Origin of the sequence: Frigoribacterium sp. CFBP 8766, from assembly GCF_014841435.1 — a bacterium.
Lineage (GTDB): Bacteria > Actinomycetota > Actinomycetes > Actinomycetales > Microbacteriaceae > Frigoribacterium.
On the sequence record NZ_JACYTX010000002.1, the window covers coordinates 310857 to 326301 of the forward strand.

Below are 15445 nucleotides of genomic sequence, written 5' to 3' on the forward strand. Positions count from 1 at the left end.
CCCGACGAGGAGGCGTCAGCCGCCTCCGCCGAGGACGTCCTGCGGGTGCGTCAGTCGCCACCACGCACCGGGCTCCGGGATCGTCGCGTCGAGCACCAGCGGCACGTCGACCTCCTCGCCGCCGACGTCGAAGCGGACGGTGCCCACCTCGTCGCCGGCGGCGTCCGGTCCGACCTCGTCGGTCTGCAGCGCGGAGGTGACCGTCTTGTCGCCCCAGACGAGCAGGTCGGCGTCCTCGGCCGCGACCGCCTGGGCCGACGCGCCCCACGGCAGGTCGTAGCGGGCCCAGACGTCGTCCCGGCTCGTCAGCGTGATGGTCTGGAACTTGCCCGTCACGCTCTGCAGCAGGCGCTGCACGTCGGCGTCGAGCGCGTCGTGGTCGACGCCGCCCAGCATGACGCCGACCACCGTCACGGTCCGGTCGGCCACCGTGAAGTCGGCCGCGAAGAGCAGGCAGGCGCCGGCCTCGTCGAGCGTGCCGGTCTTGATCCCCTTGACGCCGTCGAGGCCGAGCAGCTCGTTCGAGTTGTCGATGACGCCCACACCGGGGATCGTCGTCTCGTCGGTGCCGACGATGGCCGCGACGTCGGGGTCGGCGAGGGCGAGCGCGCCGAGGGCCACGAGGTCGGTCGCCGTGCTCGTGTTCTGCGGCGACAGCCCCGTCGGCTCGACGATGGTCGTCGCGGCGAGGTCGTTCTCGGCGAGCCACGCGGACGCCGCCGAGACGAAGGCGGCGTCCGACCCGAAGGCCCAGCGCGCCAGCGCGGTCGCGTAGTTGTTCGCCGACTCGATCAGGGTCACCTCGAGCAGCTGCCGTTCGGTGAGGACGGAACCGGCCGTCATCGGCACGACCTTCCCGTCGACCGCGCGGTACGTGTCGTAGAGGGCCGCGTCGGCGGCCGTGAGGGTGATCGACGGCCCGTCGCCCCCGTCGAGCGGCTTCGCGTCGAGGACGACGAGCGCGGTCACCACCTTGCTGATGCTCGCGATCGGCCGCGGCTGCGCGTCGCCGCTCGTCGTGAGGCTCTCGTCGAAGCCGAGGGCCTCGACGGCCGTGGCCCCGTACGCCGGGAACGCGAGCTGCGCGCCCGGCTGGGCGGGCGCCTCCCACGTCGACGCGGCGGCCGCGGCAGGCGCCAGCGGGCCGAGCAGCGTGAGGGGCAGGTACGTGCCCACGGCGAGCACGAGCACCACGACGGCGGCCACGGCGGCCCGACGACGTCTCAGGACGGCGCGACGCGTCACGAGGGCGACGCTCCCCCGGCGTCGGACGCCGCCTCGCCGGCCACGGGCGGCACCCGCAGCGCCCACAGGGCCACGGCGGAGGCGGCGGCGACGTTGAGGCTGTCGACGCCGTGCAGCATCGGGATCGTCACGACCCGGTCGGCGGCGCGGAGGGCGTCCCGGCTGAGGCCGTCCCCCTCGGTCCCGAGCAGCAGGGCGACGCGCTCGGGGGCGGAGGCGGCGTAGACGTCGAGGGGAACGGCGTCGTCGGCGAGGGCGAGGGCCGCGACCTCGAAGCCCGCGTCGCGGAGCAGCTCGGCGCCCCGGGGCCACTCCGGGAGGCGCGTCCACGGCACCTGGAGCACTGTGCCCATGCTGACGCGGACGCTGCGCCGGTACAGCGGGTCGGCGCAGCGGGGCGTGACGAGCACGGCGTCCGCGCCGAGCCCGGCGACCGCTCGGAAGATGGCGCCCACGTTCGTGTGGTCGACGATGTCCTCCAGCACGACCACGCGTCGCGCGCCCTCGAGGAGCGACTCGACGCTGGGCAGCTCGGGACGGTGCATGGCCGCCAGGGCGCCCCGGTGCAGGTGGTAGCCGGTGAGCGTCTCGAGCAGGGACGCGTCGCCGACGAAGATCTCGCCGTCGAGGTGCGCGACCAGGGGCTCCACGTCGGCCAGCCAGCGCTCGTTCATCAGCACCGAGCGGGGCACGTGCCCGGCACGGAGCGCGCGCTCGATCACCTTGCTCGACTCGGCGATGTAGAGCCCGCCCTCGGGCTCCGAGACGCGGCGCAGCGCCACGTCGGTCAGCCGGGCGTAGTCCGCGAGGTCGGGACGGTCGAGGTCGGTGATGCGGGTGATGCGCACGGCGCTCCAGGGCAGGACGTCCGGTCGGCGACGGGGCGGGAGGCGACGCGGGAGGACGAGGGGGCAGGGACGAGGTCCAGGCTAACGTCCGGGGAACGAATCGCCAGGCCCCGCCGTTTAGGCTGACGTCGACCCGACCCGGAGGTCGACCCGACCCGGAGGTCGACCCGCCCCGAAGGAGGCCCCACCGTGACTGACCCGGCCACGCCGCCGGCCGCAGCCGGCCCCGCCGGGCCGGCCCGCGCCTCCTCGGTGCCTGTCACCCCGGCGCCTGCGCCCTCGGCCACCGCCGGCGACGCCCTCGAGGCCGCCGTCGAGGTCCTGGCCGGCCGTCGCGTCGCCGTGCTGACCGGCGCGGGCATCAGCACCGACTCCGGCATCCCCGACTACCGGGGGGCCGGGGCGCCCCCGCGCAACCCCATGACCTTCCAGCAGTTCCTCTCGAGCGAGCGGTACCGCAAGCGCTACTGGGCGGGGAGCCACGTCGGCTGGAAGACGTTCCGGGCGTCCGCACCGAACGGCGGGCACCGGGCCCTCGCCGAGCTCGAGCGCGCCGGGGTCGTCAACGGCGTCGTCACCCAGAACGTCGACGCGCTGCACGAGCGTGCGGGGTCGCGGCGCGTGGTCGACCTGCACGGCACCGTCGACCGCGTGCTCTGCCTCACCTGCGGCCAGTCGTTCGCCCGCGACACCGTCGCCGCCCGCCTCGCCGGCGACAACCCCTGGATCGACGAGCCCGAGAGCGTCCGCCTCGCCCCGGACGGCGACGTCGAGGTCGACGACATCGACGCCTTCGTCGTCCCCGCGTGCACCGTCTGCGGCGGCATGCTGAAGCCGGACGTCGTGTTCTTCGGCGAGTTCGTGCCCGTCGAGCGCTTCGCCGAGGCCCGGTCGCTCGTCGTCGGCGCCGAGGCGCTGCTGGTCGTGGGGTCGTCGCTCGTCGTCAACTCCGGCATCCGGCTGCTCGACCAGGCCACGCGCCGCAGGCTCCCCGTCGTGATCGTCAACCGTGGCGAGACCAAGGGCGACTCGCGGGCTGCCGTCAAGATCGACGCCGGGACGACCGAGACCCTGACAGCCCTGGCCGAGCGCCTCGTGCCGGCGACCGCCCCTGCCCCGGAGTCACGATGACCCTGCTCTACCTCGTCCGCCACGGCGAGACCGACTGGAACCGCGCCCGCCGCATCCAGGGCGCGACCGACATCCCGCTGAACGACCTCGGCCGTGCCCAGGCCGCCGAGGCGGGAGACCTGCTCGCCCGCCGGTCGTTCGACCGGGTCGTCGCGAGTCCCCTGTCGCGCGCCGCCGAGACCGGCTCGATCATCGCCGCCCGGCTCGGGCTGCCCGCGCCGGAGCTCGTCCCGGCCGTCGCCGAGCGGCGCTACGGCGACGCCGAGGGCCTGACCGGCAGCGAGGTCGAGCGGCGCTTCCCCGCCGGCACGCCCGTCCCGGGTCGCGAGGGCCGTCGTGAGCTCCTGGCCCGGGTGCTGCCGGCCCTGGTCGAGATCGCCCGCTCGACCGGCGACGTCGACGGGGGCGGTGCCGGCCGGGTCGTCGTCGCGACGCACGGCGCCGTCATCCGCGCCGTGGTGACGCACGTCGCGGGCGACGACGTCCTGCACCTCGGGACGCCCATCCGCAACGGCTCGATCCACTCGTTCGAGCTGCTCGACGGCGCCCTGGTGCTCCGCGAGTTCGACGACCCGATCGAGGTCGAGTCCGAGCGCGCGGGCACCTTCGCCTTCGACTGGCAGAACGCGCTCGAGCGCCCCGCCGCCGACTAGCCGCGGAGGCTGCGCCTGCCCCGGCGGCGGGGAGAACGGCCGGTCGCCCGCAGCAGCTCGAGCAGCACCTCGGCCGAGGCCGCCCAGCTGAAGCGCGCCGCCTGCTGCACCGACGCGGCCGACCGTGCCGCCCACTCCCCCTCGAGCCGGCGCACCGCCGCCGCGATCGACGAGGGCGACTCCGGGTCGAAGTACAGGGCCGCGTCGCCGCCGATCTCGCGGAAGATGGGGATGTCGCTGACGACGGCCGGGGTGCCGAGGGCCATGCCCTCGACGAGCGGGATGCCGAAGCCCTCCGCCCGGCTCGCCGTGACCACGGCGGTGGCGCCCAGCAGCACGTCGCGGTACTCCTCGTCGCTCGCGCCGTCGTGGAACACCAGCGAGCCCGCAGGAGCGAGGGCCGTCAAGGAGGCGCGCTCCCGCTCCGACACGCGGCTCATCAGGTGCAGCCGGTGCCCGTCGAGCAGGGGAAGCGCCCTGGCGAGCGCGGCCACGTTCTTGTACGGCATGAACGACCCCATGTAGACGAGGTCGCGGTGCACCGGGACCGTGCGGGGCCGTGCGTCGTCGACCGGGTCGGCCGCGTTCGAGACGACGGTGACGGGTCGCCGGGTGAGGCGGTGACGGGTCATCTCGTCCCGGGTCGTCCGGCTGACGGTGACGACCGCGTCGGCCCGGTCGAGGAGCAGCCGCTGCGGCCACCAGGCGAGGTGGTAGAGCCGCCAGAGCAAGCGCAGCGGCAGGGCGAACTCGGGCGGCGGCGTCCGGTTCGTGTAGTAGATGAGGTCGTGCAGGGTCAGCACGAGCCGGTGACGGCGCCCCCACGAGCCCATCGTCTGCATGGGCGACCACACGACGTCGGGGCGGGCCGCCGCGACCTGCAGCGCGACGAGGGGCTCGCGCGGGCTCGTCGGGTCGCTGACGAGCAGGTGCGGCAGGTCGGGCAGCTTGTCGAGCTGGCCTAGGTCGGAGACGACCATCGTCAGCTCGATCCCGTCGTCGTCGCGGGTGAGCTCGGCGAGGGCGCCGACGACGCCGGCGGTGAACCGGCTGATGCCGTCGTGCCGCCCGGTGCGGACGTAGCGGCAGTCGACCGCGATCCTCACGCGACGAACCCCTGGATCGCGGCGGCCGCCTCCTGCGGCTTCTCGTAGTGGATCAGGTGGCCCACGCCGTCGATCACGGTGAGGCGCGCGTCGGGGAACAGCGCCCGCAGCTCGTGCTGGGCAGGCAGCGCCGTGATGTCGTCGCGGTCGGCCGCGATCAGCAGCGTCGGCACAGCGACGCGCGCCGCGTAGCTGCTGACGTCGCTCGACACGGAGGCGCGGAACGCGTCGAGCACGACGCGACGGTCCGCGAAGCGCGAGAAGTACGCGTCGTGCTGGTCGTGGATCCAGCGGCGCAGCGACGCGTCGTGCGTCTTGACCATCGCGAGGCTCGTGAACCGCGTGACGGCCGCGTTCTGCAGCGCCGACAGCCCCGCGGCCTCGGGGAGGGCCGCACCGGCCCAGTAGTAGAAGACGGCGAGGCGGGTGACGACGCCGCGCGGACCGGACAGTGCCGGCGCGGCGATCGGGTTGACGAGCACGAGCCGGGAGGCGCGGAGCCCGTCCGCGAGGGCGGCGGAGGTGACGATCGACCCGAACGAGTGCCCGAGCACCACGACCGACTCGTCCAGCCCGACGGCGGCCGCGAACGCGGTCAGCCAGGCGGCGTAGGCGGCGACGCTGTGCTCGCTCTCGAGCGGCGTCGACTCGCCGAAGCCCGGCAGGTCGGGCATGACCACCCGGACGCCCGTGAGGTGCGCGACGACCGGCTCGAGGCCGTGGTGGTCGCCGCGGAAGCCGTGCACCGCGAGCACGACCGGGCTGTCGTCGTCGGCGCCCGGCGTGTCGTAGGTCCACCACGCGGTGTCGCTGCCGGCGACACGGACGACGTCCTCGCGCACCGCGACGGACTCGAGGAGGCGCCGGTACGGCGACGGGACACGGGGCTCTCTGACGATCACGGGCCGAGTCTACGGAGGCGGTCCTGGCGGAACGCGCGCGCTCGGCCGTCGGCCGTCCTAGAGTTGGCCGGGTGAGCTTCACTGCCCCCATCCAGCAGCCCGGTCTGACCCTCGATCCCGCATGGCACCGACGTGCCGTGTTCTACGAGGTGATGGTCCGCTCGTTCGTCGACAGCAACGGCGACGGCGCCGGCGACCTCCAGGGGCTGCTCTCGCGGCTCGACTACCTGCAGTGGCTCGGGGTCGACGCCCTGTGGCTGCCGCCGTTCTTCCAGTCGCCCCTCCGCGACGGCGGCTACGACATCGCCGACTACAAGGCGATCCTGCCCGAGTTCGGCACGCTCGACGAGTTCCGCGACCTCGTGACGAAGTCGCACGAGCGCAACATGCGCATCGTCATCGACATGGTGCTCAACCACACGTCGGACCAGCACGAGTGGTTCCAGCAGTCCCGGGAGGACCCCGAGGGCCCCTACGGAGACTTCTACGTCTGGCGCGACACCGACGAGGAGTACTCCAACATCCGCGTCATCTTCGTCGACACGGAAGAGTCGAACTGGACCTTCGACCCGGTGCGCCGCCAGTTCTTCTTCCACCGCTTCTTCTCGCACCAGCCCGACCTCAACTTCGAGAACCCGGCCGTGCAGGAGGCCGTCTTCGACGTCGTCCGGCACTGGCTCGACCTGGGCGTCGACGGCCTGCGGCTCGACGCCATCCCCTACCTCTTCGAGACGGAGGAGGGCAACGGCGAGGGCGAGCCCGCCACCCACGAGTTCATCAAGCGCCTCCGTCGCATGGTCGACGACGAGTTCCCCGGCCGCGTGCTCATCGCCGAGGCGAACCAGTGGCCGGCCGAGACGGCCGCCTTCTTCGGCACCGAGGAAGAGCCCGAGTGCCACATGGCCTTCGACTTCCCCGTCATGCCCCGCATCTTCTACTCGCTGCGGGCGCAGAACGGCTCCGAGCTGAAGCGCATCCTCTCCGAGACCACCGAGGTGCCGCCGGGCGCCGCGTGGGCCGTCTTCCTCCGCAACCACGACGAGCTGACGCTCGAGATGGTGAGCGAGGAGTACCGCCAGGCGATGTACGGCTGGTACGCCTACGACCCGCGGATGCGCTCGAACATCGGCATCCGCCGCCGCCTCGCTCCGCTGCTGGACAACTCGCGGGCCGAGCTCGAGCTCGTCCACGCCCTGCTGTTCGCGCTGCCCGGCAGCCCGTTCCTGTACTACGGCGACGAGATCGGCATGGGCGACAACATCTGGCTGCCCGACCGCGACTCGTCGCGCACGCCGATGCAGTGGACGCCCGACCGCAACGCCGGCTTCTCGACGGCCGACCCGGGCAAGCTGTTCCTGCCCGTCGTGCAGTCGCTCGTCTTCAACTACAACCTGGTCAACGTCGAGAGCCAGCTGGCCCAGTCGCGGTCGCTGCTGCACTGGGTGCGGAACGTCATCCACGTCCGCAAGGCGCACCCGGTGTTCGGGCTCGGCACGCTCGAGGTGGCCGAGACGGACCAGGAGTCGGTGCTCGCGTTCGTCCGGTCGTACGAGGGCGAGGGCACCCAGTTCGGCGCCTCCGCCGAGGACGTCCTCTGCGTGTTCTCGTTCGCGCACAACCCGTCCGCCGTCACGGTCACGGCGCCGCACCTGGCCGGCCGGACGCTCTTCGACCTCTTCGGCGGGGCGCAGTTCCCGTCGTTCGACGACGAGGGCAAGGTCACCATCACGCTCGGCACGCAGCAGTTCTTCTGGCTGCACGTCGGCGACGTGCCCGCCGCGCCGGCGCCTGCTGTCGGCGGCGCCTCGTAGGCTCAGAGGGTGAGCCAGACCGACCCTGCCGAGACCGTGCCGTCCACTCCCGTCCTCGACTCCCCCGCTGCGGCGGGTGACCTGCCGTCGGCGTGGTGGAAGGCTCTCGGCGTGTTCGACCTGGAGACGACGGGGATCGACGTCGAGACGGCCCGCATCGTCACGGCCCACGTCGGTCTCATCGACGCCACGGGCGCGACGGTCGCGCACGGCGAGTGGCTGGCCGACCCCGGCGTCGAGATCCCCGAGCAGGCCAGCGCCGTGCACGGCATCTCGACCGAGCGCGCGCGGGCCGAGGGTCGGCCCGCCGCCGAGGTCGTGGCCGAGATCGTCGCCGCGGTCAGGGCCGTCTTCGCCCGCGGCGTGCCCCTCGTCGTCTACAACGCCCCCTACGACCTGACCCTCCTCGACCGCGAGGCGCGTCGGCACGGCATCGAGCCCCTCGGCGAGGTCGGCGAGATCGGCTGCGTCGTCGACCCGCTCGTCATCGACAAGGCCGTCGACCGCTTCCGCAAGGGCAAGCGCACCCTCGAGGCCGCCGCCGGCGTCTACGGCGTGGTCCTCGACGACGCGCACGACGCCGGGGCGGACGCCGTGGCCGCGGGTCGGGTCGCCCAGGCCATGGCGAAGCGGTACCCCGACCAGCTCGACGTGGCGACCACCGACCTGCACGACCTGCAGGTCGGCTGGTGCTCGACCCAGGCGGCGTCGTTCCAGGAGTACATGCGCCGCAAGGACCCGACGTTCACGACGTCCGGCGAGTGGCCGCACCGCTCACTGCCCGCCTCCTGAGGCGGACGGCCTGCCCGCCGCCTCAGGCGTACGCGGTCGACGCCTCCTCAGGCAGACGACCTGGCCGCCTCCTGAGGCGGACCCGCGCAGACGACGAGAGGCGGTCCACCGGGGTGGACCGCCTCTCGACGTGCATCAGGGTCGTGACCCTGAAGTGGTACTTACTTGCCGAAGTTCTTGTAGCGCGAGTTGAACTTCTCGACGCGACCGGCCGAGTCGAGGATGCGCTGCTTGCCCGTGTAGAACGGGTGCGACTCGGACGAGATCTCGACGTCGATGACCGGGTAGGTCTCCCCGTCGAGCTCGATGGTCTTGTCGCTCGTCGTCGTGGAGCGCGTGAGGAACGTGGCGCCCGATGCGAGGTCGCGGAAGACGATCTGCTTGTACTCGGGGTGGATGTCGGTCTTCATGAGAGTCCTAGGTCTAGCGGTGGATGGTGGTGTGAAGTTCGGGGAGGCGCTGCGCACGCATGCGCCGGACCAGCTGTCAACGATACCAGACGCGCGGCCCGGATCCGAGGAACGAACCGGCCGGCGGCGTGGACCCGTCAGCGCGCGGCGCGAGCCGTGTAGCGGCCGTCCTCCGAGGTGACCTCGAGCTCGACGCCGAAGGTGGCACCGAGGGTCTCGGCCGTCACGACCTCGTCCATCGGGCCGGCGGCCACGACGGAGCCGTGGTCGAGGAGGAGCGCGTGGGTGAAGCCGCGCGGGATCTCCTCGACGTGGTGGGTGACCATGACGATCGCCGGGGCGCCCTCGGACTGCGCGTAGCCGGAGAGCATCCGCAGCAGCTCCTCGCGGGCGCCGAGGTCGAGGCTCGCGGCCGGCTCGTCGAGCAGCAGGAGCTCGGGGTCGGTCATGACCGCCCGCGCGATCTGGACGCGCTTCTGCTCGCCGTCGCTCAGCTCGCCGAAGGTGCGCTCCGACAGGTGGTCGAGGCTCCACTCGTCGAGCACGCGGTGGGCACGGCGCACGTCGACGCCCTCGTACTCCTCGTTCCAGCGGCCGGTGACCGAGTAGGCGGCGGTGAGGACGACGTCGACGACCTTCTCCTTGGCCGGGATGCGACGGGCGATCGTCGTCGAGGCGAAGCCGATGCGCGGGCGGAGGTCGAAGAGGTCGACGGAGCCCAGGTCGCCGCCGAGCACCTCCGCGGTCCCGGAGCTCGGGTGGGTCTGTGCCGCCGCCACCTGGAGCAGGGAGGACTTGCCGGCGCCGTTCGGCCCCAGCACGATCCACCGCTCGTCCGAGTCGACGGTCCAGGTCAGCGAGTCGACGACGGGGACGCCGCCGCGGACGAGGGAGACATCGGTCAGCTGCAGGACGGTAGGCATGCTCGACAGCCTATCGACGCAGGGAGCCGTAGACCTGGAGGGTGCGGTCAGCGATCCGTGTCCAGGAGAACTCGCTCTCGGCGCGCATCCGGCCCGCCCGACCCATCAGCCGGGCGAGGGCCGGGTCGGAGACGACCTCGGTGAGGATGCGGGCGAGGTCGGCGACGAACTTGTCGGGGTCGAGCGGGGTCCCCGTCCCGTCCTGCGCCTGCTCGAGCGGGACGATGCGGCCGGTGAGGCCGTCGGCCACCACCTCGGGGATGCCGCCGGTGTCCGACCCGACCACGGGCACGCCACAGGCCATCGCCTCGAGGTTGACGATGCCGAGCGGCTCGTAGACGGACGGGCAGACGAAGGTCGTGGCGGCGCTGAGGACGGCGCTGAGCTGGTGACGGGGCAGGATCTTCTCGATCCAGACGACGCCGGTCCGCTCCTCCTGCAGCTCGCGGACCAGGCCGCTCACCTCGGCCATGATCTCGGGGGTGTCGGGTGCGCCGGCACAGAGCACCAGCTGGACGTCCGCGGGCAGCAGCTTGGCCGCGCGCAGCAGGTACGGCAGGCCCTTCTGACGGGTGATGCGCCCGACGAAGACGACCGAGGGGCGGTCGGGGTCGATGCCGAGCTCGCGTACCAGCTCGGCGTCGTCGACGCGCTGCCACGCCTCGAGGTCGATGCCGTTGTAGACGACGCTGACCTTCTGCTCGTCGATGCCGGGGTAGGAGCGCAGGATGTCGCGGCGCATCCCCTCGCTGACGGCGATCACGGCGTCGGCCGTCTCGTAGGCCTGGCGCTCGATCCAGCTCGAGACACGGTAGCCGCCGCCGAGCTGCTCGGCCTTCCAGGGGCGGAGCGGCTCGAGGCTGTGCGCCGTGAGGACGTGGGGCACGTCGTGCAGCATCTGGGCGAGCTGGCCCGCCGCGTTCGCGTACCAGGTGTGGCTGTGCACGATGTCGGCGCCCGCGACGTCCTGGGCGATGCGGACGTCGGTGCCGAGGGTGCGGAGCGCGCCGTTGACCCGGGCGAGCTCGGCCAGGTCCGGGTAGCCGGTCGTGTCGGGCTCGGGGTCGACGTCCCCGAAGGCCCGGACCTGCACCTCGATCGACTGCCTCAGCGCCTTCGCGAGCTCGACGACGTGGACGCCGGCGCCTCCGTAGACGTTCGGCGGATATTCCTTCGTGATGACATCGACTCGCACGAGCATCACCGTAGTCGTGCGCCGGAGAAACGTGCCATTCTGGCCCCATGGCATCAAAGAAGATCTTCGGCATCGTCCTGGCCGGGGGCGAGGGCAAGCGCCTCATGCCCCTGACCGCCGACCGGGCGAAGCCCGCCGTCCCGTTCGGCGGCAACTACCGCCTCATCGACTTCGCGCTCTCGAACCTCATCAACTCGGGCCTGCGCCAGATCGTCGTGCTGACGCAGTACAAGTCGCACAGCCTCGACCGCCACGTCTCGCAGACCTGGTCGATCGAGGGGCTGCTCGGCGCGTACGTCGCCTCCGTGCCCGCACAGCAGCGCCTCGGCAAGCGCTGGTTCGCCGGCAGCGCCGACGCGATCCTGCAGAGCCTCAACCTGCTCCGCGACGAGAAGCCCGACATCGTCGTCGTGGTCGGCGCGGACCACGTCTACCGGATGGACTTCGAGCAGATGGTGGAGGCGCACATCGCCTCGGGCGCCGGCGTCACCGTCGCGGCGATCCGCCAGCCGATCTCGCTGGCCGACCAGTTCGGCGTGATCGAGGTGGACCCCGACGACCCGACGCGCATCGGCCGGTTCCTGGAGAAGCCGAAGGACGCCACGGGACTGCCCGACTCCCCCGACGAGATCCTCGCCTCGATGGGCAACTACGTCTTCGACGCCGACGTGCTCATCGACGCGGTGCTCCGCGACGGCGAGAAGGCCGACTCGGACCACGACATGGGCGGCGACATCGTCCCCGACTTCGTGTCCCGCGGCGACGCTGCCGTCTACGACCTGAACCGCAACGAGGTGCCCGGCTCGACCGAGCGCGACCGCTACTACTGGCGGGACGTCGGCACCATCGACTCGTTCTACGACGCGCACCGCGACCTGATCTCGGCGTTGCCGATCTTCAACCTCTACAACACCGACTGGCCGATCTTCAGCCAGCAGCTCAACTCTCCCCCGGCCAAGTTCGTCCGCGACGGGCTGGGCAACCTCGGCACGACCATCGACTCGGTCGTCTCGCTCGGTTCGCTCCTGTCGGGTGCCCACGTCGAGCGCAGCGTCCTCGGCCCGTGGTGCACGCTCGACTCCGGCTCGCGCGTGGTCGACTCGATCGTCTTCGAGCGGGCCCACATCGGGCCGAACGCGACCGTGAACAGGGCCATCCTCGACAAGGACGTCGTCATCGCCGAGGGGGCCTCCGTCGGCGTCGACGCCGAGGCGGACCGCGCACGGGGCTTCACGGTCACGCCCTCGGGCATCACGGTCGTCGGGAAGGGCGTCCGCGTCGACCAGTAGCCCCGGTCCGGCCGCCGACGGCGCCGTCGCCTCGTCCACCTCGTGACGAACGGTGACGGCGCCGTCCGGTCGTCCGGCGGCCGGACACTAGGGTGATCGCGTGCCCCGCTTCCTGACCGTCCTCGACGTCGACTCCACGCTCATCGAGGACGAGGTCATCGAGCTCCTCGCCGACGCCGCCGGTGCGCGGGACGAGGTCGCCGCCATCACCGAGCGCGCGATGGCGGGCGAGCTCGACTTCGCCGAGAGCCTGCACGCGCGCGTCGCGACGCTGGCGGGGCTGCCGTCGACGGTGTTCGCCGACGCCGCGTCCCGGATCAGACTCACAGCCGGCGTGCCGGAGCTGGTCGCCGGCCTGCACGCCCACGGCAGCGTGATCGGCGTCGTCTCGGGCGGGTTCCACGAGGTGCTCGACCCGATCGCCGAGAGCTTGGGGCTCGACTTCTGGCGCGCCAACCGGCTCGAGGTCGTCGACGGCGCCCTGACCGGGCGGGTCGACGGTCCGGTCGTCGACGCCGCGGGCAAGGCCGCCGCCCTCCGCGAGTGGGCCGAGGAGGCGGGCGTCGCCCCTGCCCACACGGTCGCGGTCGGCGACGGGGCGAACGACCTGCTGATGATGGACGCCGCCGCGCTCTCGGTGGCGTTCAACGCCAAGCCGCGGGTGCGCGACCACGCCGACGTGGTCGTGACGCACTGCGACCTGTCGCAGGTCCTGCCGCTGCTCGGCCTCCGCGGCTGAGCCGGGCGCAGTCCTGGCCTGGTGGCGCGTCGCTCGGCGACGTCGCGGTGCGGCGGTGCGGCTGAGGCCCTAGTGGCCCATGCCGAGGCCGCCGTCGACCGGGACGACCGCACCGGAGATGTACCCGGCGTCGTCGCTCGCGAGCCACGCGATCGCCTTGGCGACCTCCGAGGCCGTGCCGAAGCGTGCCGCGGGGATGCTCTTCTTGTAGTCGGCCTGCTGCTCGTCGGGCAGGACGGCCGTCATGTCGGTCTCGACGAACCCCGGGGCGACGACGTTGGCGGTGATGCCCCGGGCGCCTACCTCCCTCGTCAGCGACCGCGCGAAGCCCACCAGGGCCGCCTTCGACGCCGAGTAGTTCGCCTGGCCGGCGCCGCCGAGCAGTCCGACGACGCTCGAGACGAGCACGATGCGGCCGAACCGGGCCTTGAGCATGCCCTTGGAGGCGCGCTTGACGACGCGGAAGGCCCCGCCGAGGTTCGTGTCCACGACCGAGGTGAAGTCCTCCTCGGTCATGCGCATGAGCAGGCCGTCCTTCGTGATGCCGGCGTTCGCGACGACGACCTCGACCGGGCCGAGCTCGGCCTCGACCGCGGTGAAGGCGGCGTCGACGCTCGCGGCGTCGGTCACGTCGGCCACGACCGTGAGGCTGCCCTCGGGGCCCTGGCCGCTGCGTGCGGTGACGGCGACGCGGTGGCCCTGGGCCACGAACTCCTCGGCGATCGCGAAGCCGATCCCTCGGTTGCCGCCGGTGACGAGGACGGTGCGGGGGGTGGTCATGATGGTGCTCCTCGGTGTGGGCGTCAGGGGTGCTCGGGTCCGTGGACCGCGTGCCAGCCTACTGTCGGACGCCGGGATTACGATCTAGTCAGCCGCCGACCCTCGGCGTCCCGAGCCCGTGAGGCCATGAAGACATCCACCCCGATCACCACGCTGCCCCCGTCGCCTGCCGACGACCGTCACGCCCGCATGCGCCGGTACCTGTTGGCCACGGGCATCCGCATCGTCTGCATCATCTTCTGCTTCGTCATCCCCCTCAGCTGGTGGACGCTCATCCCCGTCTTCGGCGCCGTGGTGATCCCGTACGTGGCCGTCGTCCTCGCCAACGTGGGCCACGAGAGCGGCCAGGACGTCGAGCGGCCCGGCGGACTCGAGGTCTACCGCGGGCCTCAGGAGCCGTGGACTCCCCCGGCACCCCACGACCCCGACGACGACCCTGTCGTCGGCTCCGACGGGGTGCCCCGGTGATGCTCGGCCTCGGGCAGCAGGGCCCCGGTGACGTGCAGTGCTCCCGGGCAGGGTGCACCGCAGCCGCCGTGCACGCGGTCAACTGGCGCAACCCCAAGATCCACGGCCTCGAGCGCGTCAAGGTCTGGTCGGCCTGCGACGAGCACGTCGGCTACCTCGCCGAGTTCCTCCGGGCCCGCGACTTCCCGGTCGTCCTGACGCCTGCGGGCGAGACGGTCGACCGGGTCGAGCAGGAGGCGCGTTGAGCGCCCCGCAGGCGTCGGGGGCTCGCCCGACCACTGCCTCCAAGTGGCTGGGCTACCTCGCCGTCGTGGTGGTCTTCGCCATCGTCTGCGGCCTCCTCGCCCACTGGCAGTGGAGCCGTCACGAAGAGAAGATGGCGGTCGTCCACCAGCTCGAGCAGCGGTACGACGCCGCTCCGATCCCCCTGCAGGAGGCGGTTCCCGAGCTGGGCTCGTACGATCCCGCCCTCGAGTGGCAGCCCGTCTCGATGACCGGACGCTACCTCGTCGACGAGGAGCTGCTCGTCCGCAACCGGCCCCTGAACGGCCAGCCCGGCTTCGACGTGCTCGTGCCGTTCCAGGTCAGCGGCGGCGACGTCTTCGTGATCGACCGCGGCTGGGTCCCCACCGGCAACGACCAGGACGCCCCCGACGTCGTGCCCGCCCCGCCGGCCAGCGAGGTCACCGTGACCGCACGGCTCAAGCCGGGCGAGCCCGCGCTGGGCGACCGGACCGGCGTCCCCGGCACGAACCAGATCGCCACGATCCAGCTCAGCGAGGTGCAGAAGCGGGTCGACGGCCAGATCTACGACGCGAGCTACGGTCTCCTCGCCACCGAGGACCCGGCGCCCTCGACCGCTCCCGTGAAGGCCAGCGCGCCGGAGATCGACACAGGCCTCAACCTGTCGTACTTCGTGCAGTGGATCATGTTCGCGGTCGGCGCCTTCGGGTTCCTCTTCTACGTGTTCCGGCAAGAGCGACGCAACAAGCTGCTCGACGCCGCCGACGACGAGACCCCGGAGGAGGCAGCCGAGCGCGAGCGACGACGTGCGTCGCGTCCCCGCGCGGATCACGAAGAAGAGGACGAACTCCTCGACGCCGCCGGGCGCTGAGGTCGTCATCGCCCGGCGGCGTCGGCGCGGACGCCGGCC

At 72.4% G+C, this 15445-nt stretch carries 17 protein-coding genes; 9 read left to right on the top strand and 8 right to left on the bottom strand.

Annotated features, from left to right (window positions below):
• Positions 1-15 precede the first annotated feature (15 nt).
• Positions 16-1245, bottom strand: a complete 1230-nt coding sequence (locus tag IFT90_RS07320; RefSeq protein WP_192041650.1) for a D-alanyl-D-alanine carboxypeptidase — start codon at positions 1243-1245, stop codon at positions 16-18.
• The gene (locus tag IFT90_RS07325) at positions 1242-2093 is read right to left on the bottom strand and encodes an RNA methyltransferase (RefSeq protein WP_192041651.1); all 852 of its coding nucleotides are present in this window, start codon (positions 2091-2093) and stop codon (positions 1242-1244) included. Before IFT90_RS07325 ends, IFT90_RS07320 begins: the two co-directional genes overlap by 4 nt.
• Positions 2094-2345: 252 nt before the next feature.
• Here IFT90_RS07325 and IFT90_RS07330 point away from each other — a divergent pair, with 252 nt between their 5' ends.
• Positions 2346-3224 (top strand): NAD-dependent protein deacetylase, encoded by an 879-nt coding sequence (locus IFT90_RS07330; RefSeq protein WP_192042300.1) that lies wholly within the window; start codon positions 2346-2348, stop codon positions 3222-3224.
• Positions 3221-3877 carry a histidine phosphatase family protein gene (locus tag IFT90_RS07335; protein ID WP_192041652.1) on the top strand — a complete coding sequence of 219 codons (657 nt, stop codon included), beginning with the start codon at positions 3221-3223 and terminating at the stop codon, positions 3875-3877. The genes IFT90_RS07330 and IFT90_RS07335 overlap by 4 nt, the downstream gene beginning before the upstream one ends.
• On the opposite strand, the gene IFT90_RS07340 is transcribed toward IFT90_RS07335, so the two are convergent.
• The gene (locus IFT90_RS07340) at positions 3874-4983 is read right to left on the bottom strand and encodes a glycosyltransferase (protein ID WP_192041653.1); all 1110 of its coding nucleotides are present in this window, start codon (positions 4981-4983) and stop codon (positions 3874-3876) included. The two genes, IFT90_RS07335 and IFT90_RS07340, sit on opposite strands and share 4 nt — an antisense overlap.
• A complete protein-coding gene (locus IFT90_RS07345; RefSeq protein WP_371812179.1) occupies positions 4980-5885 on the bottom strand; it encodes an alpha/beta fold hydrolase in 906 nt (301 codons plus the stop codon). The genes IFT90_RS07340 and IFT90_RS07345 overlap by 4 nt, the downstream gene beginning before the upstream one ends.
• 71 nt (positions 5886-5956) lie before the next feature.
• Here IFT90_RS07345 and treS point away from each other — a divergent pair, with 71 nt between their 5' ends.
• Together treS and IFT90_RS07355 are read left to right on the top strand one after the other, a co-directional pair.
• A complete protein-coding gene (gene treS / locus IFT90_RS07350; RefSeq protein ID WP_192041654.1) occupies positions 5957-7696 on the top strand; it encodes a maltose alpha-D-glucosyltransferase in 1740 nt (579 codons plus the stop codon).
• 81 nt (positions 7697-7777) lie between these two features.
• Positions 7778-8488 (top strand): 3'-5' exonuclease, encoded by a 711-nt coding sequence (locus IFT90_RS07355; protein WP_197980452.1) that lies wholly within the window; start codon positions 7778-7780, stop codon positions 8486-8488.
• Positions 8489-8649: 161 nt separating this feature from the next.
• Here IFT90_RS07355 and IFT90_RS07360 read toward each other — a convergent pair whose 3' ends face one another.
• The 3 genes from IFT90_RS07360 to glgA form a co-directional block, all read right to left on the bottom strand.
• Complete coding sequence (locus IFT90_RS07360; protein ID WP_043594989.1) at positions 8650-8898, bottom strand: type B 50S ribosomal protein L31; 249 nt, start codon at positions 8896-8898, stop codon at positions 8650-8652.
• Between the two features lie 137 nt (positions 8899-9035).
• Complete coding sequence (locus IFT90_RS07365; RefSeq protein ID WP_192041655.1) at positions 9036-9821, bottom strand: ABC transporter ATP-binding protein; 786 nt, start codon at positions 9819-9821, stop codon at positions 9036-9038.
• 10 nt (positions 9822-9831) lie between these two features.
• The gene (glgA, locus tag IFT90_RS07370) at positions 9832-11016 is read right to left on the bottom strand and encodes a glycogen synthase (RefSeq protein ID WP_192041656.1); all 1185 of its coding nucleotides are present in this window, start codon (positions 11014-11016) and stop codon (positions 9832-9834) included.
• Between the two features lie 47 nt (positions 11017-11063).
• Between glgA and IFT90_RS07375 the strand changes: the two genes are divergently transcribed.
• Both IFT90_RS07375 and serB read left to right on the top strand, forming a co-directional pair.
• A complete protein-coding gene (locus IFT90_RS07375; RefSeq protein ID WP_146900896.1) occupies positions 11064-12305 on the top strand; it encodes a glucose-1-phosphate adenylyltransferase in 1242 nt (413 codons plus the stop codon).
• 100 nt (positions 12306-12405) lie between these two features.
• Entirely contained in the window at positions 12406-13044 is a 639-nt protein-coding gene (gene serB / locus IFT90_RS07380; protein ID WP_192041657.1) for a phosphoserine phosphatase SerB, read from the top strand.
• 69 nt (positions 13045-13113) lie between these two features.
• On the opposite strand, the gene fabG is transcribed toward serB, so the two are convergent.
• Positions 13114-13824 carry a 3-oxoacyl-ACP reductase FabG gene (gene fabG / locus IFT90_RS07385; RefSeq protein WP_192041658.1) on the bottom strand — a complete coding sequence of 237 codons (711 nt, stop codon included), beginning with the start codon at positions 13822-13824 and terminating at the stop codon, positions 13114-13116.
• 126 nt (positions 13825-13950) lie between these two features.
• Here fabG and IFT90_RS07390 point away from each other — a divergent pair, with 126 nt between their 5' ends.
• The 3 genes from IFT90_RS07390 to IFT90_RS07400 are packed head-to-tail and all read left to right on the top strand — an operon-like array spanning position 13951 to position 15406.
• Positions 13951-14292, top strand: a complete 342-nt coding sequence (locus IFT90_RS07390) for a DUF3099 domain-containing protein (protein WP_192041659.1) — start codon at positions 13951-13953, stop codon at positions 14290-14292.
• Complete coding sequence (locus IFT90_RS07395) at positions 14292-14537, top strand: hypothetical protein (protein ID WP_192042303.1); 246 nt, start codon at positions 14292-14294, stop codon at positions 14535-14537. Before IFT90_RS07390 ends, IFT90_RS07395 begins: the two co-directional genes overlap by 1 nt.
• Complete coding sequence (locus IFT90_RS07400) at positions 14534-15406, top strand: SURF1 family protein (RefSeq protein ID WP_192041660.1); 873 nt, start codon at positions 14534-14536, stop codon at positions 15404-15406. Before IFT90_RS07395 ends, IFT90_RS07400 begins: the two co-directional genes overlap by 4 nt.
• Positions 15407-15445: the final 39 nt, after the last annotated feature.